The 20,242-nt window shown below is 71.8% G+C and carries 19 protein-coding genes and 1 tRNA gene; 15 read left to right on the forward strand and 5 right to left on the reverse strand.

Annotated elements, in window-relative coordinates; all coding sequences use genetic code 11:
- Positions 1-2 precede the first annotated feature (2 nt).
- The 3 genes from DSM112329_RS01645 (at position 3) to DSM112329_RS01655 (ending at position 3,544) form a co-directional block, all read left to right on the forward strand.
- On the forward strand, positions 3-1,103 hold the full coding sequence (locus tag DSM112329_RS01645) for a hypothetical protein (RefSeq protein WP_354700062.1): 1,101 nt from the start codon (positions 3-5) through the stop codon (positions 1,101-1,103).
- Positions 1,104-1,187: 84 nt separating this feature from the next.
- A complete protein-coding gene (locus DSM112329_RS01650) occupies positions 1,188-2,408 on the forward strand; it encodes an acyltransferase (protein ID WP_354700063.1) in 1,221 nt (406 codons plus the stop codon).
- Between the two features lie 218 nt (positions 2,409-2,626).
- Positions 2,627-3,544: a glycosyltransferase gene (locus DSM112329_RS01655; RefSeq protein WP_354700064.1), complete on the forward strand. Its 918-nt coding sequence runs from the start codon at positions 2,627-2,629 to the stop codon at positions 3,542-3,544.
- 211 nt (positions 3,545-3,755) lie between these two features.
- Here DSM112329_RS01655 and DSM112329_RS01660 read toward each other — a convergent pair whose 3' ends face one another.
- Positions 3,756-4,631, reverse strand: coding sequence for a glycosyltransferase family 2 protein (locus DSM112329_RS01660; RefSeq protein WP_354700065.1), 876 nt, complete (start codon positions 4,629-4,631; stop codon positions 3,756-3,758).
- 25 nt (positions 4,632-4,656) lie between these two features.
- On the opposite strand from DSM112329_RS01660, the gene DSM112329_RS01665 reads away from it, so the two are divergent.
- Complete coding sequence (locus DSM112329_RS01665; protein WP_354700066.1) at positions 4,657-5,280, forward strand: RDD family protein; 624 nt, start codon at positions 4,657-4,659, stop codon at positions 5,278-5,280.
- A 1-nt stretch (position 5,281) separates the two neighbouring features.
- On the opposite strand, the gene DSM112329_RS01670 is transcribed toward DSM112329_RS01665, so the two are convergent.
- Positions 5,282-6,613, reverse strand: a complete 1,332-nt coding sequence (locus DSM112329_RS01670) for a cytochrome P450 (RefSeq protein ID WP_354700067.1) — start codon at positions 6,611-6,613, stop codon at positions 5,282-5,284.
- 151 nt (positions 6,614-6,764) lie between these two features.
- Between DSM112329_RS01670 and DSM112329_RS01675 the strand changes: the two genes are divergently transcribed.
- Positions 6,765-6,838: transfer RNA gene (locus tag DSM112329_RS01675), tRNA-Asp, on the forward strand.
- A gap of 242 nt (positions 6,839-7,080) precedes the next feature.
- Here DSM112329_RS01675 and DSM112329_RS01680 read toward each other — a convergent pair.
- Complete coding sequence (locus DSM112329_RS01680; RefSeq protein ID WP_354700068.1) at positions 7,081-7,365, reverse strand: helix-turn-helix domain-containing protein; 285 nt, start codon at positions 7,363-7,365, stop codon at positions 7,081-7,083.
- A 126-nt stretch (positions 7,366-7,491) separates the two neighbouring features.
- The gene (locus DSM112329_RS01685; protein ID WP_354700069.1) at positions 7,492-8,370 is read right to left on the reverse strand and encodes a ParB/RepB/Spo0J family partition protein; all 879 of its coding nucleotides are present in this window, start codon (positions 8,368-8,370) and stop codon (positions 7,492-7,494) included.
- 542 nt (positions 8,371-8,912) lie between these two features.
- On the opposite strand from DSM112329_RS01685, the gene DSM112329_RS01690 reads away from it, so the two are divergent.
- The 5 genes from DSM112329_RS01690 to DSM112329_RS01710 all read left to right on the forward strand — a co-directional run bounded on the left by DSM112329_RS01690 (position 8,913) and on the right by DSM112329_RS01710 (position 13,656).
- A complete protein-coding gene (locus tag DSM112329_RS01690; protein WP_354700070.1) occupies positions 8,913-9,275 on the forward strand; it encodes a DUF1778 domain-containing protein in 363 nt (120 codons plus the stop codon).
- Positions 9,272-9,772 carry a GNAT family N-acetyltransferase gene (locus DSM112329_RS01695; protein ID WP_354700071.1) on the forward strand — a complete coding sequence of 167 codons (501 nt, stop codon included), beginning with the start codon at positions 9,272-9,274 and terminating at the stop codon, positions 9,770-9,772. The genes DSM112329_RS01690 and DSM112329_RS01695 overlap by 4 nt, the downstream gene beginning before the upstream one ends.
- A gap of 510 nt (positions 9,773-10,282) precedes the next feature.
- On the forward strand, positions 10,283-10,906 hold the full coding sequence (locus tag DSM112329_RS01700; protein WP_354700072.1) for a TetR/AcrR family transcriptional regulator: 624 nt from the start codon (positions 10,283-10,285) through the stop codon (positions 10,904-10,906).
- A gap of 169 nt (positions 10,907-11,075) precedes the next feature.
- On the forward strand, positions 11,076-12,446 hold the full coding sequence (locus DSM112329_RS01705; RefSeq protein WP_354700073.1) for an NAD(P)/FAD-dependent oxidoreductase: 1,371 nt from the start codon (positions 11,076-11,078) through the stop codon (positions 12,444-12,446).
- Between the two features lie 7 nt (positions 12,447-12,453).
- Positions 12,454-13,656, forward strand: a complete 1,203-nt coding sequence (locus DSM112329_RS01710; protein ID WP_354700074.1) for an ATP-binding cassette domain-containing protein — start codon at positions 12,454-12,456, stop codon at positions 13,654-13,656.
- 2 nt (positions 13,657-13,658) lie between these two features.
- Here the strand turns inward: DSM112329_RS01710 and DSM112329_RS01715 are convergent, their stop codons facing one another.
- Positions 13,659-14,345, reverse strand: coding sequence for a helix-turn-helix domain-containing protein (locus tag DSM112329_RS01715; protein ID WP_354700075.1), 687 nt, complete (start codon positions 14,343-14,345; stop codon positions 13,659-13,661).
- Positions 14,346-14,481: 136 nt separating this feature from the next.
- Here DSM112329_RS01715 and DSM112329_RS01720 point away from each other — a divergent pair, with 136 nt between their 5' ends.
- The 5 genes from DSM112329_RS01720 to DSM112329_RS01740 are packed head-to-tail and all read left to right on the forward strand — an operon-like array spanning position 14,482 to position 20,238.
- Positions 14,482-15,285 (forward strand): ABC transporter permease, encoded by an 804-nt coding sequence (locus DSM112329_RS01720; protein WP_354700076.1) that lies wholly within the window; start codon positions 14,482-14,484, stop codon positions 15,283-15,285.
- 2 nt (positions 15,286-15,287) lie between these two features.
- The gene (locus DSM112329_RS01725) at positions 15,288-16,142 is read left to right on the forward strand and encodes an ABC transporter permease (RefSeq protein WP_354700077.1); all 855 of its coding nucleotides are present in this window, start codon (positions 15,288-15,290) and stop codon (positions 16,140-16,142) included.
- 9 nt (positions 16,143-16,151) lie between these two features.
- A complete protein-coding gene (locus DSM112329_RS01730; protein ID WP_354700078.1) occupies positions 16,152-17,474 on the forward strand; it encodes an MlaD family protein in 1,323 nt (440 codons plus the stop codon).
- Positions 17,474-18,904 (forward strand): MlaD family protein, encoded by a 1,431-nt coding sequence (locus DSM112329_RS01735; protein WP_354700079.1) that lies wholly within the window; start codon positions 17,474-17,476, stop codon positions 18,902-18,904. The genes DSM112329_RS01730 and DSM112329_RS01735 overlap by 1 nt, the downstream gene beginning before the upstream one ends.
- Positions 18,901-20,238 (forward strand): MlaD family protein, encoded by a 1,338-nt coding sequence (locus DSM112329_RS01740; protein WP_354700080.1) that lies wholly within the window; start codon positions 18,901-18,903, stop codon positions 20,236-20,238. Before DSM112329_RS01735 ends, DSM112329_RS01740 begins: the two co-directional genes overlap by 4 nt.
- Positions 20,239-20,242 lie beyond the last annotated feature (4 nt).

Consider the following 20,242-nt stretch of genomic DNA (forward strand, 5'->3'; position numbering starts at 1 on the left):
ACATGTATCGGGTCTCGTCTCTGGTCCTCGCGGTCGCCGCGCTCGCGCTCGGCGGTGCCGTCGCCGCGACCCCCGCGTCCGCCGGGTCGCTCAGCACGGCCAACACCTGCCGGTGGAGCATCGACGACTACTACCGGGACCTTCCGATCGAGCTGGCCGGCAGCGCGGCGCCGGCGCCGGTCGCGCCCGGTCGGCAAGCGACGCTCAGCAGTGCGACCGTACGCTCGCGGCTGCCCGACTGGGTCCCGGAGTACGGCTTCAACCTGGGGCTCCTGCACGAGGGCCGCAACGACATCGCGGCCACCGTGTGGGTCGCCACTGCCGGGACGGGGACCGCGGCCGCGCGCGTGTCCACCGCCACGGTGACGGCGGCGACGACGATCACGCTCGATGCGCAGGGAAACCCGAAGGGCACCCCGCTCGACGTGGCGGTCCCGCTCCCGGACAGCCTGTGGACAGCGCCGGGCGGCGGCACCCTCGCCTTCGCGCAGGCGGGCCCTGGCACGCTGCCGCGCCTACCGCTCGGGCCGGGTGGCAGGCTGCAGCAGCCGGGCGGGAGCGTGGTCATCCAGGCGGCGCTGGACAAGGACGTGAAGATCACGCTCGACTGCCACCCTGGCGTGTCCCGGCAGCGGGGGACCACGTTCGACACCGTCGCGGCCGGCGCCTTCGAGTCGCTCGTGGTCCAGGAGCCGGTGGTCGGTCAGCCGGCGCCGCTCCCGGTGCCGCCCGGTCCCACGAGCGCGCCCGCCGGCGCGACGGTGCCGGCGGCGAGCGTCCTGTCGACCGCTCTGCGGGTCCGCGGGCGAACCGATGTCCCGGTCGCGGTCGCGTGCGGGCCCGGGACCGGTGCGTGCTTCGGGACCGTCGAGCTCCGCACGGTGGCGCCGCAGCGCATCGGCCGGCGCGTGGCCACCCGGGTCGTCGGCCGAGCGACCTTCGCGCTGCCGGCGGGACGCCGGCGGAGCCTGGAGCTGGCGCTCACCGACGAGGCCCGCATCCTGCTGCGGCGCAGGCCGTCGGTGGCGGTCCGGGTGCGCCTGGTCCGCCGGGACGCGCCGCTGCTGGTGTGGGCCTCGCGGCAGCTCGTGCTGCGGCGCTGATCCGGCCCCGGCGGCACGAGCTGCGAAGTGCCACGAACCGGCAGTTTGCACCCGGCCCGCCCGTGTCCCTACGCTCCCGGGCCGATGAGCACGCCGCCGACAGGGGGAAAGCAGCAGCGCCTGGCCGAGCTCGAGGCGGGCGACGCGCTGCGCGCCTGGGCGCTGATGAGCGTCGTCGTCTTCCACATCGTGGGCGGGGTCCTGCTCCTGACAACCAAGACCTACGACTTCGAGGGCGGCTACGGCAAGGTCGCAGGGTCGCTGATGCTCGGGATGCAGACCACGGTCTTCATCTTCTTCGCGCTGTCCGCCTACCTGCTCTCGCGGCCGTTCATCCGTGCCGCGCTGTCCGGTGGCCGCTTCCCGTCCGTCCGCCGCTACGCGCGTCACCGGGTGGGACGCATCGTGCCGGCGTTCTGGGTGGCGGTGGCGATCGTCGTGCTCGCCTACGGAATGCAGGGCTCCGGCGTGAAGGAGCTGCTGGCGCTGCTGTTCTTCGCGCAGGTCTACCACCACGGTCAGGTCGACGTCCTGATCGACCACGCCTGGTCGCTCGACGTCGAGATGCTGTTCTACGTGCTGCTGCCGATCGTCGCCGCAGGGGCGGCGTACGCCATCCGCCGCTGGCGGCACGGCGGATACATCGCCGCCGCGGGCATCCTGGCGCTGGTGGTCTTCGGCATCGTGTTCCAGGAGGCCGGCCTGGACCCGGTGACGCCGATCACCCAGTCGCCGCTCGGCGGGCTGCGATCGTTCCTCCCGGGCATCGTCCTGGCGGTCCTGGTGGTGCGGTGGCCGGACTCGGACGGCTGGCGGCGCCTGCCCGCGTGGACCTCGTGGGCGCTGCTGGCCCTCGGCCTGCTGCTCTGCTGGGGCGCGCCGCACTGGGCGCCGGAGGGCGACAGCACGCGGGTGTTCATCGGCACCGCGTCGGGCGGATGCATCCTGGCCGCCGTCGTGATCCGGCAGTACCAGGGCGGGCGGGTCTGGCTGCTGTTCCGCGGGCCCGTCGTGGCCTGGATCGGCGAGCGGTCGTACTCGATCTTCCTCGTGCACGGCGTCGTCTACTGGGCGCTGCACGACATCGCGGACGGCCAGCCGATCTGGCGGCGGCTGGCGATCACGCTGATCGTCGCGCTCCCGGCGATCATGGTCGCCGCGCAGCTGCTGCACGTGCTGGTCGAGCGCCCGGCGATGAACTACTCGCGCCGGCCGCGGCCGGGTGACCGCGTGCCGGTGGCGGCGCCGGGTCCGGCGGCGGCCGCGGGGTCGCCCCCGGCGGCGGTCCCGAGCCCGGGACCCTGACCACGCTCGGGGACGGGACGGGACGGGTCGGGTCGGGTCGGGTCGGGACGGGTCGGGCGGGTCGGGTGCGGGCGGGACGGGACGGGCGGGGCCGGGGTCGGGTGGCAGTGCGCGGTCCCGGGAAGCGCGATGTGGCACTGCCACCCTGTCGCGCAGACGGGACCCATCCCCCGCGCGGGCGGCGCGGTCGTGTCCGGCGTCGGTAGGGTCGCGCCCGCATGCGCGTCGGTGTCCTCGTCCCCGTCCACGGCTTCGCGCCGTACCTGCCGGAGACCCTCGACGCGATCCTGGGTCAGCGGTCGAGCGCCGCACTCGAGGTGGTGGTCGTCGACGACGGGTCGTCGTTGCCGATCGTCCTGCACCCCGATCACGCGGACCGGGTGCGGCTCGTCCGGCGGGACGCCGCGGGAGGGCCGGCGGCGGCACGGGCAGCTGGGCTGGCGGCGCTCGACGACGGGGTGGCGGCGGTCGCCCTCTGCGACGCCGACGACACGTGGCTCCCAGGGTCGGTCGCACGCGCGGTCGACGCGCTGGACGCCGAGCCGGCGGCGGGCTGGGCGTTCGGCGGCGCGGTCGTCGTCGGTCCGGGCGGCCGTCCGACGGGCGAGGCCTGGGCCACGCTGAGCCCCGGCCGGCACGCGGCCGGCACGTTCGCCGCCCGGCTCTACACGGCGAACCCGATCCCGACCTCGAGCGTCGTCCTGCGGCGCAGCGCTCTCGATGCGGCCGGCGGGTTCGCGGGGCCGGTGCGGGTCGCCGAGGACTGGGAGCTGTGGCTGCGGCTCTGCGCGGCGGGGCAGGACGCGGTCTGCGTCGGCGCGCCCGCGGTCCGCTACCGGCGCCACCCGGGCGGCCTGACGGCGGACGTCGCCCGCCTGGCGGCCGCGCAGCTGATCGTGCACGAGCTGCACGCGGACGTCGTCGGCCTGCAGGTCGCGGCGGGGATCGTGGCCGACGACCACGCCGCGCTGGCCGCGGGCCTCGCGCGGGCCGGTGATCACGCGGGGGCGTCGGCGGCCTGGGCGCAGGTGGCGGCGGCACGCCCCCTGCAGCGCGGTGAGCGGCTGCGGCGGGCGGCGCTCCGCGTCCCGCTGGTCCGCGGCCGGCTGGGCCGGACGGACCCCTACCGCGGCTGAGGGCGGGCCGCCAGACCAGGCGCCACCGGATCGGGTACCGCTCAAGCACGTCTGACGACCAATTTTGGCTGCGGGGATGACCATAATTGGTCGTCAGACGGGCGAGGCGGTTGGGACGCGCGGACCGCCACCGTCTGACGTCCAATTTTGGCTGCGGGAACGACCAAAACTGGACGTCAGACGGGGGGCGCGCCCGGCGGCCCGACCGTGGTCAGCGCCGCCCGCGACCGGGCCGGGGCCGGTTCGGCACCCGGCGGCCGAGCTCGAACGCCCACACCGCCGGCCCGTCGAGCAGGCCAAGGACTGCGGCGTCCCGGTCGCGCCTCGCGGCTGCGGCCAGGCCGGCGGCCGCGCGCCGCGCACCCCACCAGACCAGCCCCGGCCAGCGCCGCGGGGGCAGCGACCCGGGATGCTCGCGGTCCAGCCAGGCGGCTCCGGACCCGTGCCGGAACCGTTGCGCGAGCATGCGCGGGATGGTGGTCCGGCTCGTGTGGACCACCGCAGCGGCGGGCCGGTGGTCGAGCGTCCAGCCCAGGTCGCGGATCCGCCATGAGAGATCGGCGTCCCCACCGGAGCGCACGAGCGGCCGGAAGCCCCCGGCCGCGTCGAACGCCTCGCGGCGGACCGCGGCGTGCGCGGTCTTCGCGAAGCCCCAGCGGCCACGGTCGAACGTCGCGTCCTGCGCCATCGTCGCCTGCAGCTCGGCGAAGCGCGCCGCCGCCGGCCCGCGCGCCCCGACCGGGTCGTCGAGGACGCCGCCCGCGATCACTCCGACGGCCGCGTCCGGGACGGGGTCCGCCAGGAGGCGGTCCAGGAGGTCGGCGGGCGGCCGTACGTCGGCGTCCAGGAACACGAGCCACTGCGCGCTCCCGCGCGCCGCGCCGGCGTTCCGGGCGAAGTAGGACGTGGCCACGGCAGCGGCCACGAGGACGTCGGGCTCGTCGACACCGACGCCGCGGTTGTCGACCACCGTCAGCGTGTCGCCCGGCCCCAGCTCGATGGCCCGCATGCGGGCGAGAACCGCGCGCAGCCCGTCCGCCGAAGCCGCCACGGGAACCACGATGTCCGCAGTCGCTCGGCGCTCCACCGGGCGCACGATACTGTCGGCGGCGATGCCAGAACCGACCCGCGTCGTCGGCCGCCGGGTGGCGGCCTTCCTCCTCGACGGGCTGCTCCTGTGGGTGGTCTCGATCACGCTGTTCGTCGTGACGGCCGACAAGGTGCCGAGCGAGACCATCTCGACCAGCTCCAGCACCCTGAACCTCGAGGTGAACGACGAGCGCTGGCTGCTGGAGGGGTCGAGCGCGACGCTGTTCGGCATCCTCGTCGGCGTCGCCTGGCTCCTGTACCTCGGCGTGCTGCCCGGCCTGACCGGCTGGACGCCCGGGAAGCTCCTCGCCGGCGTGCGGGTGGTCGGCAAGGACGGCGGACGGATCGGCGCCGCGCGCGGCGTCGTGCGCAGCCTGACCTGGGTCGTCGACGGCTTCCCGTACTTCCTCCCGGGGCTGACGGGCTTCATCGTCGCCCAGAGCACGCAGCGTCACCAGCGCGTGGGCGACCAGATCGCGTCCTCGTTCGTGGTCCGCGCCGGCATGGCGCCGGAGGCCGAGGAACGGCACCTCCCAGCGTCCGCCTCGCCGGCGTCAGCCACAGCCGGCTGGTACGCCGACCCGCGCGGCGAGCAGCGACTGCGCTACTGGGACGGGGACAACTGGACGGCCCATACGGCCGAGTGACTCACGCCGCGCGCACGGTCATCGGCATGCCGTGCTTGGGCGAGATCGTCGGCATCTGACGGATCGCCAGGACGTAGCCCGGGTCGAGGTCTAGCCGCCACCGCTCGAGGATCCGCCGGCCGATGACGTCCACCTCGGCCTGGGCGAACCGCATCCCGATGCACGTGCGCGAGCCGCCGCCGAACGGGACGTAGGCGCCCTTCTGCAAAGCCTCCTTGGCCGCCGGCGTGAAGCGCGCGGGGTCGAACCGCCAGGCGTCCGGCCAGACGTCGGGCAGGTGGTGGCTCGCCCACGAGCAGTAGTTGACGGCGGCGCCGGCCGGGACGCGCTGCCCGCAGACCTCGAACTCGCCGAGCGCGCGGCGCGGCGCGATCCACGCCGGCGGGTACATCCGCAGCGTCTCGTCGATCAGCTGGCCCATCGGGGCCGCCGCGTGCTCGGGGTTGTGCGACAGCTCGTAGAAGAGGAACGAGATCGTCGACGTGGTCGTGTCGTGGCCCGCGAACAGGAGGGTCATGACCTCGTCGCGGATGTGGGCCTCGCTCAGCGACGCGCCCGCCTCGTCCTCCGCGTCGAGCAGCAGGCTCAGGATGTCGGTCCCGCGCTCACCGCTCGCGCGCCGACGGCGGATCTCGCCGTAGATCAGCACGTCCAGCCGGGCGCGGGCGGCCTTCATCCGCGCCCACGGCGTCCGGGGACCGCGGAGCGCCTGCAGCAGGTAATCGGCCGCGTAGAAGCCGAGCGCCTGCTCGAAGTCGACCGCGGCCTGCGGCGCCGTCTCGTTGCGCAGGCCGAACAGCGCCCGCATCGCGATCCGCAGCGCCAGCTCCCGCGTCCACTCGTAGAGGTCGATCTTCTGGCCGTCGCGCCACGGGACGAGCGCGCGGTCGACCTCCTCGTCGATCGTCGCGATCGACGCGGCGATCTGCTGGCGGTGGAACGCGGGCAGCATGATCCGGCGCGACCGGCGGTGGAACTCGCGGTCGATCGTCAGCAGGCCGTCACCGAGCAGGGGGAAGAGGTCCGAGTAGTAGCCCTCGCGGTAGGAGAAGTTGGCCGCGTTCGACACCAGCACGTGGTGGTTGGCCTCAGGCCCGAGCAGGAAGACCGAGTTGCCGTGAAGGATCCGGACGGTGAAGACCGGGCCGTGCTTCTCGTAGGCCTCCAGCAGCACCGGCAGCGGATCTTCGGCGAACCGGCGCGTGCGGGTCATGCTGAAGCGGGTCTCGCCGGGCGGGTACGGCACGGTCGCGCGGCGCTCGTACCGGATGTCGCGCGCGATCTTGCGCAGCGGGCTGGTCTTCAGGGGCGCGGGTCCGGTGAGCGACGACACGACGGCGAGGCTAGCGGGTGAACTGGCTGCGTAGCCAGTCACGCCGCGGAACAGCCCTCCCCGGGCTCCCGTCGAGCCGCTGCCACGGACTGGCGGCGGGGGACGGCAAAGCGCGACAGCGGCACCGTCGGGTATCTTGTCCTGGTTGCTTGGGGGCGTAGCTCAGTTGGTTAGAGCGCCGGCCTGTCACGCCGGAGGTCGCGGGTTCGAGTCCCGTCGCTCCCGCCTCAAGAAAGCCCTGCATATCGCGGGGCTTTCGTCTTTCCGAAGACGAACAAAGTACGGCTGCGTACCGAAAAGGTAACAGCAAAAGGTAACAACCGTCTGGTTTTTCGATCACGGATCGCCCGGTTCGTGCGGTTGCAGGCCGGAGGTCGCGAGCGGTCCGCTGAAGCCAGCGGACGCGCTCAGGTCATGCGATTGCGACCGCGTGTGCGTCCGCCTCAGGCCGCGTCCGTCGGCAGCACTCAGTCGATGTCAGGCCGGTCAAGCTCGCCGGCGATCCACGCCTCGATCTCCCAGCGCCGGAAGCGGATGACACGGCCTCTCCGGAGGGCAGGAATGGTTCCGCTGCGAGCCCACTCGTAGACCGTCGTCGTGGCGACGGTGAGCAGTTCGGCCACCTCGGCGGCGGTCATGATGTCGGTCCTGGTCAGGTTGCGGCCCGGGCGCGCGGTGACATCCGGACGGCGCCCGGCAGCCGGGCCGGGTTCTCTCGAGGCGGTGCGGATCTGTCTGGAGTCGAGCGCCATATCCCTACAGCGAGTCCAGGGTCGCCGGTCGCGCAACGAGCCAGGTGCACGGCCTCTCCGCTCGCGTTCCCCGGGGAACGGTCGGCCGCCGTGACCCGCACCGCTTCACGACGTACAGGTTGCGGATCACCACAGCTGCCCGGCCTGGCCAGCGTGCTCGGCGACGAACGCGTCGAGCTCGTCCGGGGTGGCAAAGGTCATCGTGGCCCGGTAACCGTTCCCCGCGCGACGGACGACCGTCTGACGAGCGAAGTGAGCGCTCAGCACAGCCGTCGCGCGAGCGGCGCGCTCATCGCCCGGGGTCGCTCCCGCCGGCCGAGAGGTCCGCGCGATCGCGACGGCGAGCCGGCGGACCGTCCACTCCCCGTCCGCCGCCTGGCGCGCGAGCTCCTCCCGGCGGACCGGATCCGCTTCGCTCAGCAGCTCACGGCCGTGACGCTTGCTGAGGCGTCGGCTGCGGAGGTGGTGCTGGATCGGTTCTGAGAGCTCCAGCAGGCGAAGCGCGTTGCTCACCGCGGGACGGCTGAGGCCGAGGCGACGGGCGAACTCGGCGATGGTGATGGCGTGCTCGCGGATCACGCGGGCGTAGGCCGTGGCCTCGTCGATCGGATCCAGGTCCTCGCGCTGCAGGTTCTCAGCGAGGGCGGCGAGGGCGACGTCGACCTGGTCGCGGACAAGGACCTGCAGCTCGGTGACGCCGGCGAGCTTCGCCGCGCGCCAGCGCCGTTCACCTGCGATGAGCTGATAGCGGCCGCCGCGCAGCGTGGTGACCAGCGGGGGCTGCAGGACGCCGAGCTCGCTGATCGACGCCGCCAGGGTCGCAAGGGCGTCCGGGTCGAACGTCCGGCGCGCCTGGCCGGGGTCCGGGTCGATCTGGTCGATGGCGACGGTTCGGAGTTGTCCGCCGGCAGCGAGCTGCGTGTACACGGCGCCAACAGGGACCCCGGGGCCGCCGGGCTGCGCGCCCAGCCGCGGGCGGGTGCCGGTGAGCTTGGGCTTGGTCATGCGCTGCCCTTTGCGACGTCGTGCATCATCGGGTCAGGCGTACTGCTGGCGACGGTGTCCGCCGTGGTCGCGGGGTGCATGGTGTGGTCCTCCGGCTCGTTGACAAGCGGCCCACTATGAGCAAGGCGACGCGAGCACGTCAGATGCGCGCGTAGCTGTCGCACGCGGCCGTCGGGTAGCAAGATGTGGAGGCAGAGACGGCGGGGCGACGGGGGCAAGAACCGCGGCGGACCTCTGGCGTCTAAGTCGTCGCCTCGTTCCTCGGCTCAGCCCGCCTCACAGCCGTCCGAGAACCTCGGTTGCCGCCAGGATCTGACCTTCTGTGTCCAGCAGCACGTCCTGCGACCGCTCTCGTCACGACGTCCGCTGCGCCGACTGGGCCAGCGTCACCAGCACTCCAGCTCACCCTGCTTGCGAGGCGCGACCAAAGCAGCGAGCGTCGTTCCAGGAACCGCGAACGAGCCCGTGAGGCCCGACGCCAAGCCCCCTGTGCTGACCTGCGGTCAGGAACGGCCAAAGCAAGAACAGGCTATATGCACAGGGTGCCGGTGACACGGATCCGTTCCGTCTCCCGGTGGTCGTTCGCCCCGCTCGATGCGCTTGGTGACACCGGACAAACACCGTACGATCTGAGTATGGCCACGAGAACCAAGCGCATCGAGATGCGTGCCGATCCCGAGAGCGAGGAGCGGATCGCTCGCGCCGCGAAGGCGCAGGATCTGTCGATCTCGGCTTTCGTGCTCGGCGCCGCCACGCAGGAAGCCGACCGGGTGCTGGGCCGGGCGGACCAGACGCTGATGCCTGGCGCGCAGTTCGACGCCCTCGTCGCCGCGCTCGACGACGCCGACGACGCACCGCGGCTTGCGCGTGCCGCCGGCGCTCGGCGCCGCTACCGTCGCGCGTGAAGCCCTGGTCGTCCGGTCCGCTTCAGGTCGGCCATGACCTCAGCGCCTTCAGGTCGGGCAACGATGCGCTCGACCGCTGGCTGCGCGACGGCGCTCACCGGGCCCACGCTGCCGGGACCGCGCACACGACCGTGTGGACACCGCCGAGCGCCGACGGCGTCGTGGCGTTCCACGCCATCGCGCCGACACAGTTCACACGAGCAGAACTCCCTTCACGCTCGTTGAGCGCCGGCTACAGCCAGATCCCGGGCTACCTGATCGCGCGGCTCGCGCTCGACCACACACTGCACGGGCAAGGCCTCGGATCGCAGCTCCTGCTCGACGCGCTCGAGCGCATCGTCGTCGCCGCCGGGGAGGCCGGCGGACGCCTCATCGCCGTCGACGCGATCGACGACGCCGCGCACCGCTTCTACCGCCACCACGACTTCCTCCCGATCCACGACTCCAGCCGCCTGGTCATGAAGGTCAGCACCGCGCGACAGGCGCTCGGTCTCTAAGGGCCACGCGCAGCTCGCGCGCGGATGCATCAGGCCGACAGCAGCGCTGTGTCCCGCTGTGTGATCGCTGTGGCCGGCACCTCGTGCATCTGGTCTGTTTTGGGATTTGTGCTGTGTCGCTGTCCGGTGGGAGCGGAGACCGGCCAGGTGAAGCTGACCGTGTTTCCCGTCTCGGGTGGCCCGGGGGATGCAGGTCCACCTGAGCGGTGCCGTCGGCCGGTCACGCAAGTGTCACGGTTCTCAGCAGGAGGCACGCGGCCGGATCGGCCTCGCATCGCGGTAGCTCAGCCGGCAGCGAGGGTCCTCGGACGGCCGATAGGCGGGCAGAGCCGAGGAACGAGGCGACGACTTAGAAACCACTCTTCCGCCGCACGTTCCGGACCCCGCCGCCCCGCCGTCTCCGCCCCCAGGCTTCGCGGTCCGCGGTCGATTGCGACAGCCAAGCCGTGGGGATCCCGATTCTGCGCGAGCGTGTGGCCATACGACTTGTATGGGACGTAGACTGGCAGAGTGGCACGGAACCCGCTGAGACTCGAGACACCCGAGCGCCATGCGCTCCTCACTGCGCACTTCGTCCGTGTCGTCGAGGAGCTGATCGAGGCCGGGGAGAGCTACTCGGACTTCAGCGTCGAGCGGCTCATCCGTGCGGGCGACGTCTCACGCGCGACGTTCTACTCGTACTTCGAGAGCAAGTCCGGACTGCTGCAGGCGATGGTCAAGGACATCACCAGCGAGATCTCGCAGGCCGGGTTCGCCTGGTGGGACGCTCCGTCGAGCATGACGCGGGACGACCTCCGCGAGGCGCTTCGGCCGTCGGTGCTCGCGTACCTCGAGCACAAGACGTTGCTGCGGGCCGTCGCCGAGGCGGCCGCGTACGACGAGGACATCCGTGCGACCTACGGAGCACTGATGACCGACACGATCGCGCGGCTCGGTGCGCACATCGCGGCGGGTCAGGCGGACGGAAGCGTCGCGGCCGAGCTGGATCAGGAACACACAGCGACCTGGGTCGTGTGGATGCTCGAGCGGGGCCTCTACCAGTCCGTCAGCCTCGCCGAGTCAGGCGCCGTCGACCGCTGGGTCGAGAGCCTTACGGACATCATCTGGCGCACCTTGTACGCCGGCTGCCGCTGAGCGGTCCCTCTCCGGCGGAGATCCGCCGAACGATCCGCCTTCCTACGGACGTCCAGAGACGGGCGGGTGCTCGTCGGCGGGCGCGTAGGCGCACCTCCACGCATTTCGGACACCAGCTCTCTTTGCCATACAACTTGTATGTCATGCCGACACTAGGTATGTTCGCGCCATGTCCACGAACGGTCGGATCTTCGTCGTCGGCGCCGGACCATCAGGACTCGCGGCCGCTTGGCGGCTGAAGCAGCGTGGGTACGACCCGGTCGTCCTGGAAGAGCGCGACCGTGTCGGCGGGCAGCTGCTGACCGTCAAGCAGGACGGCTTCCTGATGGAGGCCGGGACCACGATCTTGCCCGAGGCCTATGCGTCGGTCATGGCGCTGGTCCATGAGGCCGGTCTCACCGACCAGCTGCTGCAGGCGGACTCCACGCTTGGTTTCATGCGCGATGGCGAGATGCACCTGCTCCGCGCCAACCGGCTCGCGCTCGACGCCGTGCGGACGAAGCTGCTCTCGCCGCGGGCGAAGCTGAAGGCCGGTCGTCTGGCGCTCGACGCCTTCAAGCTGCGGAAGGTCCTCTCCTACGAGGACCTGTCGGTCGCGAGCGCCTACGACATGGAGACCCCGGAGGCGTACGCGACGCGCCGCGGTCTGGACGGCGAGCTCTACGACTACCTCATCGACCCCGTCGTTCGCGGCGGGGCAGGGGTGCCCGGCAGCATGATCTCTGCCGTCGAGTTCTTCTTCCTCTGGCAGAAGGTGCTGGGCTCGAAGCTCTACGCGTTCAAGGAGGGCTACTCGCAGTTCCCCGAGGCGCTCGCCGCCGGCCTGGACGACGTGCGCCTCGGCGTCGAGGTCAAGGAGATCATCGACACCGCTGACGGCGTGCAGGTCAGCTACACCGACGCGAGCGGCGACCACACCGAGACGGGCGCCGGGTGCGTGGTGAGCTCGATGGGCAACCGCGTCCCGGACCTCGTCCCCGGCCTCGCGCCGGAGCGCGCGCAGTTCCTCCGCGAGCTGAACTACACGAGCTGCATCTCGATCAACCTCGCGCTCAGCCGCAGGCCCGCCGCAAAGTCGTCGTTCGTGGTCGTCCCACGACCTGTCTCAGAGGGCCTCTTCGCCCTGATCCTCGAGCACAACAAGGTCGCCGGCCGCTGCCCGGACGACAAGGGCCTGTGCACGCTCTTCACCACGAACGAGTGGGCGGTCGAGAACATCGAGAACGACGACGAGACGGTGCTGGCCAACATCATCGGCGACGCCGAGAAGGCGATCCCGAACCTGCACGAGGACATCGAGTTCATGCGGGTCAACCGCTGGTACCCGGTGCTCGTGTACAGCCACCCGGGCCTGTACCGCAAGCTCGGCCGCTTCCACTCGACCCGCGACCGCAGCAGCCGCATCCATCTGGCCGGCTCCTACAACTCGTCCGGCAACGTCAACACCGCCACGGTCGCCGGCGAGCGCGCCGCGCGTGAGCTCCACGAGGCACTGACCCGCGCCTCTTCCGCGCCGCGCCCCGCGGCCGTCCCCGCCTAGAACCCCGATGACCGGCGAGGAGACCACCACCCGTATGGCGAGCGCACCGGCAATCCAGCGGCTTCGCCATGCCCTGGACGACGTCCTGGGCACGGGTGACCCAGCGGTGACCCGCCTGCGGCGTGCGCACGCGAGCATCGCCTTCATCGACGACGCAAGCGGCGAGCGCGTCGGCCTCGATCTCGATGGCACGACGGCCGTCACCGACGGCCGCGACGCCGACATCGTCATCACCCTCGACCCGGACGACCTGGCCCGCATGGCCCGCGGCGAGATCAACCTGCCGCTGGCGGTCTGCGCGGGCGAGGTCAAGACCAGCGGACCGGTACGCCAGTACCTGCGGGTCGACGTGATCCTGCGGACGCTGCTCGCCGACCGCGCGGCACAGCAGGGGGATGGGGACGGGATCGCGCGTCCCGCCGCCGCCTTCCCGGCCGGCGGCGCGGACCCGGACCTACTCGCGATCCAGACCCGCGCGATGCACAAGAGCTTCGGCCAGAACTCCGTCCTGCGCGGCATCGACATCGCGATCCCAGAAGGCGTCATCTCGATCATCCTCGGCCCGTCCGGCACCGGCAAGAGCGTCCTGCTCGAGCACGTCATCGGGCTCCAGCAGCCCGACGCCGGCGAGGTGCTCATCCGCGGCAGCTCGCTCGGGAGCATGCGCCGGGACGACCTGCTGCTACTCCGCCGCGGCATCGGCGTGATGTTCCAGGACGGCGCCCTCTACTCGTCGATGAACATCTACGACAACGTCGCGTTCCCACTGCGCCAGCACACCGACCTCACCGAGATCGAGATCAAGGAGGTCGTCGACGAGCACCTGGCCAGCGTCGGCCTCAGCGGCGCCGCCGGCAAGATGCCCGGTGAGCTCTCCGGCGGGATGAAGAAGCGCGCCGGCCTCGCGCGCGGCATGGTCCTGAGCCCCGGCATCCTGCTCGTGGACGAGCCCGACTCCGGTCTTGACCCGGTCCGCACCGCGCTCCTGGGGGAGCTGCTCGTCGAGCAGCACGCGCGCTACGGCGGGACGATGGTCGTCGTCACCCACAACGTGCCGCTCGCGCGCCTGATCGCCGACCACATCTCACTGGTGTGGCAGGGCACCGTGCTCGAGGACGGTCCGGCCGAGCGCGTCTTCGCGTCCGAGACGCCGTTCGTGCGGCAGTTCCTCGCAGGCAACACCGTCGGCCCACTCGGCATGGACGCCTGAGGTCAGTCCGTGCGCCGCGGCGGATGCATCCCGACCCCGTACAGGACGAACCGCGAGATCGCCTCGACGACCTCGTCCGGGACGGGATCGTGCGCCTCCGGGCGATCCTCGGGCAGCAGCGGCTGCATCAGCGTGAGGCCGATGATCGTCGCCAGCGCGAGCAGCGATGTCGTAGGGACGTCGTCCGCCGAGATGCTCGGCCTCCGCGCCGCCTCCTCGCGCCCGATGTGCGCGAGCTGGTCGAGCGTCGTGGCGAGCATGGGCCGCAGCTGCTCGAGCGTCGCCGCGTCGCCTTCGGCGGCTGCATTGACGAGTCCGAGCACCGCCGTGCGGTGGTGTTGCAGGTTGACCACGAGCAGCTCGATGAGCTCGCGGCTGAGCCGCTCGTCGCTCCACGGACGCTCCGCCTGGCGCCGCCAGGCGGCAGGGAAGTCGGACAGGAAACCCAGCAGCGGCGCGACGAGGATGTCCGAGAACAGCTCCTGCTTGGTCGGGAACTGCCGGTGCAACACCGACATCGTGACCTTCGCGCGGGCCGCGATCGCGCGCATGGTCGCGCCGTCGACGCCGTGCTGGGCGAACTCCTCGGCGGCCGCCGCGAGGATCGCCCCGCGGACCTGCTCGGTCGAGCGCCGCGGCGCTCGTTTCTTCGCCGTCCGCGCACCAGTTCTGGGTTGGTCGCTTGACATAGGGGACGTTGTCTCTTTAGGCTAATGTAAGGGAGGACCGGACAGTCTGTCCGGTCAGTGAGTTCGAGAGGGAGGGATGACCGGGATGGGTCTACCACAACCGCCTGCGCACCTCGTGCGCCGGCCGCCACGCAACGTGCGCGAAGTGCTCATCGAGAGCGGACTGTACGAGTTCGTCAGCTCCTCGGCCCAGGTCGGGTCCCTTGCCGTGCGCACGTTCCGCTACGCCCTCACGCCGCCGTTCCCGTGGATCGGCGATGCGATCATCGAGACCTCGAAGGTCCTGCGCCGCTGTGCCCTGCCGCTGACGATCTCGATGACGACGTGGGTCCTCGGGTTCGCGTTCTTCCTCCTCGGCGGGTTCCTCGAGCTGCTCGGCGCTGTCGACCGCATGCCCGGCGGACTGATCCTCGGATTCACCCGCGAGCCGGCGATCTGGGTCGCCGCGATGATCTTCGGCGGGGTCGCGGGCAGCGCCATCACTGCCGACCTCGCCGCGCGGAAGAACCGCGAGGAACTCGACGCCCTGACCGTGCTCGGCGTCGAGCAGACGCGGGCGCTCGTCGTCCCGCGGGTGGTGGCCGCCACGATCGCGTGCCCGCTGCTTGGTCTCCTGGCGATCCTGACCACCTGGGTGGTGACCTACCTCGGAGCGCCGCTCTTCATCGACGCGGCCCCCGGGGTGGTGCTCGACTCGATGGTCCACTCGACGCTGAGCGGCGACCTCTGGGCGGCTGTCACCAAGTTCGTCCTGATCGGCGCCTACACCGGCGTCATGTCCTGCCACAAGGGCCTGACCGCCAAGAGCGGCACCGAGGGCGTCGGCCGCGCCGTGAACCAGAACGTCGTCCTCGTCTTCCTCGGCATCTGGGTCATCAACTCGATCTTCAACGTCGCGTACCTGAGCTTCTTCCCGGCGCTCACCAACTTCAAGGGCTAGCCATGGCGATCGCATCCTCCCCCCATCGAGAGCCGGGCGCCCCGGCCGCGCCGGCGCCGGTGACGGCGCCGGTCCGCAAGCCATCGGCCGTCGTCGGCGTCCTGCGCGAGGGCGGCGAGCTGCTGCGGTTCAGCGGCCGCGTCCTGAAGGTGCTGCCGCGGAGCGTCGGCTACACGTCGGAGGTGATGCGCCAGGCGGCGATCATCATCCCGGCGACGTCGGTGCTGCTCGTCGTCATGCAGATGCTGATCGGCATCTCGACGGTCAACTTCATCTACTTCCTCCTGAAGGCGCTCGGCGCGACCGACTTCACCGGGATCGGGACGGCGCTGACCCTGCGCGTCGCCGCGGTCTGCATGTTCGGGTACGTCTTCGTCTCCAAGGTCTGCGGCGGCTTCGTCGCCGAGCTCGGCGCGATGAAGATCAACCAGGAGATCTCGGCGCTCGAGTCCGGCGGCGTCGATCCGCTGATGTACGTCGTCGGCACGCGCCTGATCGCGTCGCTGCTGTTCATCCCGATCGGCACCGCCCTGACCATCGTCGGGCTCTTCGCCGGCCAGTACCTGGAGGCGGTCATCGTCCTGCAGGGCCTCACCGGCGCCGGCCTCGAGCAGTTCCACTGGGGTACGCAGACGCTCAGCGACAGCCTCTACGTCCTGGTGGTGGCCGCGACGACCGTGCTCTTCACCGGACTGGCGTCGTGCTTCTACGGCCTGCGCACCAGCGGCGGTCCCGCGGCCGTCGGCGAGGCCGTCGCCCGATCGGTGATCGTCAACCTCGTCATCGTCGGGATCGTCGACATGTTCTGGGTGATGTTCTGGTACGGCAGCGGCAACTTCTTCCCGATCGGCGGCTGAGTGAGCGCGATGACCCTCCTCAGGCCCATCACCGCCGCGATCGCGCTCGCCGTGCTCTTCGCCGTCGTCCTCGTCGCCCGCGGCGGCGACGACAGCCACCGCGTCGTCGTGCGGATCGCCGACGCGACGAACGTCATCAACGGGCAGAAGATCCGCGAGGGCGGCGTCCAGGTCGGCCACGTGGCCGGTATCGAGTCGGTCGCGATCGGCCGGGGCCGCGGCGCCGAGCTCGAGCTCGACATCGACGACGCGGCCTGGCCGCTGCCCACCGACTCGCGCTTCCTCCTGCGGTGGGGCGGCACCGTGAAGTTCGGCGACCGCTACATCGCGCTCACCCGCGGCCGCGCGCAGACCGAGCTGTCCGACGGTGCGCAGCTGGCCGCCACGCAGTTCGCGGTGCCGGTCGAGTTCGACCAGCTCCTCGGCACCTTCGACAAGCCGACCCGCGCAAGCTTCACGCGGTTCCTCGACAACGCCGGCGCCACCCTGACGCAGGCACGGCCCGCGCTGCGCAGCAGCCTGAAGCGCAGCCCGGAGGCCCTGGACCAGGCCGACGCGCTGCTCACCGACATCGACGCCGGGCGCCTGCGGCTGAGCAGCATCCTGCGCTCCGGCAGCCGCGTCATCAACGCGGCGGACACCGCCGAGCCCGACATCGGTCAGCTCGTCACGGGCGCCGCGACCACGATGCGCGCGCTCGCCGACCGCGAGCAGCAGCTCGGCCAGACACTCGACGAGGCACCACGGACCTTCACGCACGCCCGCGACACCCTCGCCAAGGCGGACCCGACGCTGCGCCGCACGGGCACCGTCGTCGCCAAGCTCGCCCCGGGCGTGCAGGAGGTGCGCCGGCTGGCGCGCCCCCTCAACCGGTTGATCACGACCGTCACCACCGTCGCGCCGCAGGCCACCGGAACGCTTCGCACCGCGCGGCGCGCGACGCCAGACGTGAACCCGCTGCTGCAGAAGCTGACCGAGCGGGCGCCGCAGATCGAGTCGATCGCGAAGCGCACGTCAAAGGAGCTCGACTGCGTGCGGCCCTACACGCCCGAGATCATCTCGTTCTTCACGAACTGGGGGAGCTTCACGGGCGGCTACGACGGCAAGGACCGGTACGTCCGCGCGAACATCCAGCTGCTGCCGTTCGCCCCCGCGAACGTCATGGACTACGACACCGAGACCGCGGTGAAGCTGTTCCCCGGGATCCGCTACGGCATGCCGCGCCCACCCGGGGCCCTCGCCGGACAGCCCTGGTACCTGCCCGAGTGCAAGGCGGGCCTCGACGCGGTCGACCCGGCCAAGGACCCCGAAAGCCGAAAGGGAGGCCGCTGATGAGCGCTCCACGCCTCGCAACGCTGGCCGTCGTCGCCCTGATCGCGCTCGTGCTCGTGACCCGCGGGGGCGACGAGGACCGCTATACGCTCACCGCGAACCTCACCGACGCGGCGGGGCTGCGGAGCGGCGCCGACGTCGTCATCGGCGGGGTGCACGCCGGCAAGGTCAAGCTGTCGCTGGACAAGGAGACCGACCGCGTCCGCGTCGAGCTGAAGCTCGACGACGACCGCGGGCCCGTCGGCCGCGACGCGAGCTTCGCCATCGCCTCGGTCAACCTGCTCGGTCAGAAGCGCGTCGAGCTCGACCCGGGCGACCGCGACCGCCCCGCCCCCAGCGGCACGAGCATCCCGTCGCGCCGCGTGACCCGCTCGACCGATCTCGACCAGGTCCTCGACGTCCTGGACACCGGGACACGCGCCCGACTCGGCGTGCTCATCAACGAGGCCGGCACGGCCTTCACCGGCCGCAAGGGCGACTTCATCAAGCTGCTCGAGGAGTTCCCAACCGCGATGGTCGGCCTCCGGCAGGTCGTACAGCGCGCAACGGTCGACACGCAGACCGTCGGCGACCTCGTGCAGCGCAGCGACCGCTTCGTCGCCGAGCTCACCCAGCAACGCCGGCAGATCACCCGCGTCATCGACAGCGTCGGCCAGACCGCCAAGACGGTCGCCGCCCGCCGCGCCGCCCTGGCCAAGACCCTACGTGCTGCACCCGGCACGCTCGGCCAGCTCCAGGGGTTCCTCGCGGAGCTGCAGCAGACCACCGAGCCGCTCGGTCCCGCCGCCCGCGACATCAGCAGGTCCGCGCCGAGCCTGCGCGCGACCCTCGACGAGCTCGAGCCGTTCCGCAAGGCGGCCGACCCGACGCTCGCCGAGATCACCGACGTCTCGCCGACGCTCACGCGCCTGGCGACCGGCGCGACCCCCGTCCTGAAGCGGACGGTCCCGACGCTTAGGGCGCTCGCGCAGACGGCGAACGACCTGGCGCCCGTCTCGAAGATCCTCGACCAGAGCACCGAGAACCTCTTCGCCACCGTCGAGAACTGGTCCCGCGCGGTGCAGCTCCGTGACGGTCTCTCGCACGTCTTCCGGGCCGAGGCCTCGGTCAGCCCGAAGACGTTCGACTACGCCCTCAACCGGCTCGTCGGGAACCCGTCGCCACGCAAGCGCAAGAAGAGCTCGCCGAAGACGGCCGCCGTCAAGCAGCAGGCCTCGGCGCCGTCCGCAGCGGCGGCGCCCACACCTGCCGCGCCGGCACCGATGAAGACGCCGCAGCTGAAGCTGCCCGACATCTCCAAGACCGTGAACGACACCGTCGACGGGCTCCTCGGCGTGCTCAAGAACAAGCCGAAGCCACCCGCCGCCGAAACCGGCGCGCAACGTGGCTCGTCCGTCTCCGCCCTCCTCGACTACCTCCTGAAGCCATGAGCCGCAGCCCTGCCAATTCGCGCCTGCGGCGACCGCGCCGCGACACGCCGTCGGTCCGCCGCGTGCTCCTCTCCGGCCTGGCCACGCTGGCGGCCGCGGCGGCGCTCATCGCGCTGGGCATCAGCTCGTACAACGGCGTCCCCGGCCGGGACTACAAGACCGTCTACGTCGACGTCCCCAAGGTCGGGTACCTGAACGTGCACGACCCGGTCCGCATCGCGGGCGTCCGCGTCGGCCAGGTCAAGAGCACCGACGTGACCGCCGACGGTCAGGCCCAGGTCAAGGTCCAGCTCGAGCCCGACGTCGAGCTCCCCGCCGGGACGACCGCAGCGATCCGCGCCAACGGCCTGCTCGGCGCCCGCTACGTACAGCTGATCCCCGCCGCCACGAGCGGCGACGGCGCGACGATGGCGGACGGGTCCACCATCAGGACCCGCGAGGACGTCCTCAGCTTCGGCGTCCCCGAGACCCTGGAGACGCTCGACGCCGGCGCACGCGGCGGACTCGGCACGACCGTCGACACCCTCGGCCAGGGCATGCTCGGAAGCGGCGAGCAGCTCAGCCGCGGCCTGCACTCGGCGGCCCTGACCACCACGCCGTTCTTCGGCCTGCGCGACCGGCTCCTGGCTCCGGGCACGCAGCTGGCCGAGCTCGTCCCGTCGCTGAACCGGGGGATGACCCCGCTTGATGCCTCGCGCAGGGACATCGCCGCCACGCTGCCCCCGCTCGCCGACGCGGTCCAGCCGTTCATCGACCGTCGCGACGCCGTCCGGGAGACGCTCGAGAAGGCGCCCGGCGCGCTGACCGCGGCCGACTCGGGCCTGGCGCGGGGACGCCGTCTGCTGCGCTCCGCCGACGCCCTGGCCACCGCGGCCCACCGGACGCTGCCGACCGTGCCCGCCGGCCTGCGCCGTACGGCCGCGCTGCTCCGCGAGGCGCCCACGCCGCTGAACCGCACGCGCTCGCTGCTGAGCGAGGCCGACGAGACCGTCCCGGCCGTCCTCAAGCTCACCAAGGCGATCCCGCCGGTCCTCCCGAAGGCCGAGCACGCGCTGAAGACGGCCTCCCCGATCCTCGACGAGCTCGCCCCCTCCGGGTGTGACTTCATCAACCTCTGGACGACGTTCCGCAGCATGACCGGCTTCGGCATCAACGGCAGCGGACCCGGCGGCCCGACGATGATGTTCCGCGCCGCGGTCGTCCCGTCGCCCGAGGTCCTCAGCGGCACCGGCGGCATCACGCCGAAGCCCGGCACCCCGACGCGGAACGCCTACCCGGCGCCCTGCCGCTTCGGGCCGAGCGAATACCCGACCACGACCCTCGCAGGCAAGTAGAGGA

Source organism: Paraconexibacter sp. AEG42_29 (assembly GCF_040581415.1).
In the GTDB taxonomy this organism is placed as follows: domain Bacteria; phylum Actinomycetota; class Thermoleophilia; order Solirubrobacterales; family Solirubrobacteraceae; genus Paraconexibacter.

Excerpts from the sequence above, each read along its gene's own strand:
- DSM112329_RS01710 (WP_354700074.1), top strand. The coding sequence starts at position 12,454 with ATGACCGGCGAGGAGACCACCACCCGTATGGCGAGCGCACCGGCAATC.
- DSM112329_RS01685 (WP_354700069.1), bottom strand. The coding sequence starts at position 8,370 with ATGACCAAGCCCAAGCTCACCGGCACCCGCCCGCGGCTGGGCGCGCAG.
- DSM112329_RS01715 (WP_354700075.1), bottom strand. The coding sequence starts at position 14,345 with ATGTCAAGCGACCAACCCAGAACTGGTGCGCGGACGGCGAAGAAACGA.
- DSM112329_RS01655 (WP_354700064.1), top strand. The coding sequence starts at position 2,627 with ATGCGCGTCGGTGTCCTCGTCCCCGTCCACGGCTTCGCGCCGTACCTG.
- DSM112329_RS01650 (WP_354700063.1), top strand. The coding sequence starts at position 1,188 with ATGAGCACGCCGCCGACAGGGGGAAAGCAGCAGCGCCTGGCCGAGCTC.
- DSM112329_RS01740 (WP_354700080.1), top strand. The coding sequence starts at position 18,901 with ATGAGCCGCAGCCCTGCCAATTCGCGCCTGCGGCGACCGCGCCGCGAC.
- DSM112329_RS01735 (WP_354700079.1), top strand. The coding sequence starts at position 17,474 with ATGAGCGCTCCACGCCTCGCAACGCTGGCCGTCGTCGCCCTGATCGCG.
- DSM112329_RS01730 (WP_354700078.1), top strand. The coding sequence starts at position 16,152 with ATGACCCTCCTCAGGCCCATCACCGCCGCGATCGCGCTCGCCGTGCTC.
- DSM112329_RS01705 (WP_354700073.1), top strand. The coding sequence starts at position 11,076 with ATGTCCACGAACGGTCGGATCTTCGTCGTCGGCGCCGGACCATCAGGA.
- DSM112329_RS01725 (WP_354700077.1), top strand. The coding sequence starts at position 15,288 with ATGGCGATCGCATCCTCCCCCCATCGAGAGCCGGGCGCCCCGGCCGCG.
- DSM112329_RS01645 (WP_354700062.1), top strand. The coding sequence starts at position 3 with ATGTATCGGGTCTCGTCTCTGGTCCTCGCGGTCGCCGCGCTCGCGCTC.
- DSM112329_RS01680 (WP_354700068.1), bottom strand. The coding sequence starts at position 7,365 with ATGGCGCTCGACTCCAGACAGATCCGCACCGCCTCGAGAGAACCCGGC.
- DSM112329_RS01665 (WP_354700066.1), top strand. The coding sequence starts at position 4,657 with ATGCCAGAACCGACCCGCGTCGTCGGCCGCCGGGTGGCGGCCTTCCTC.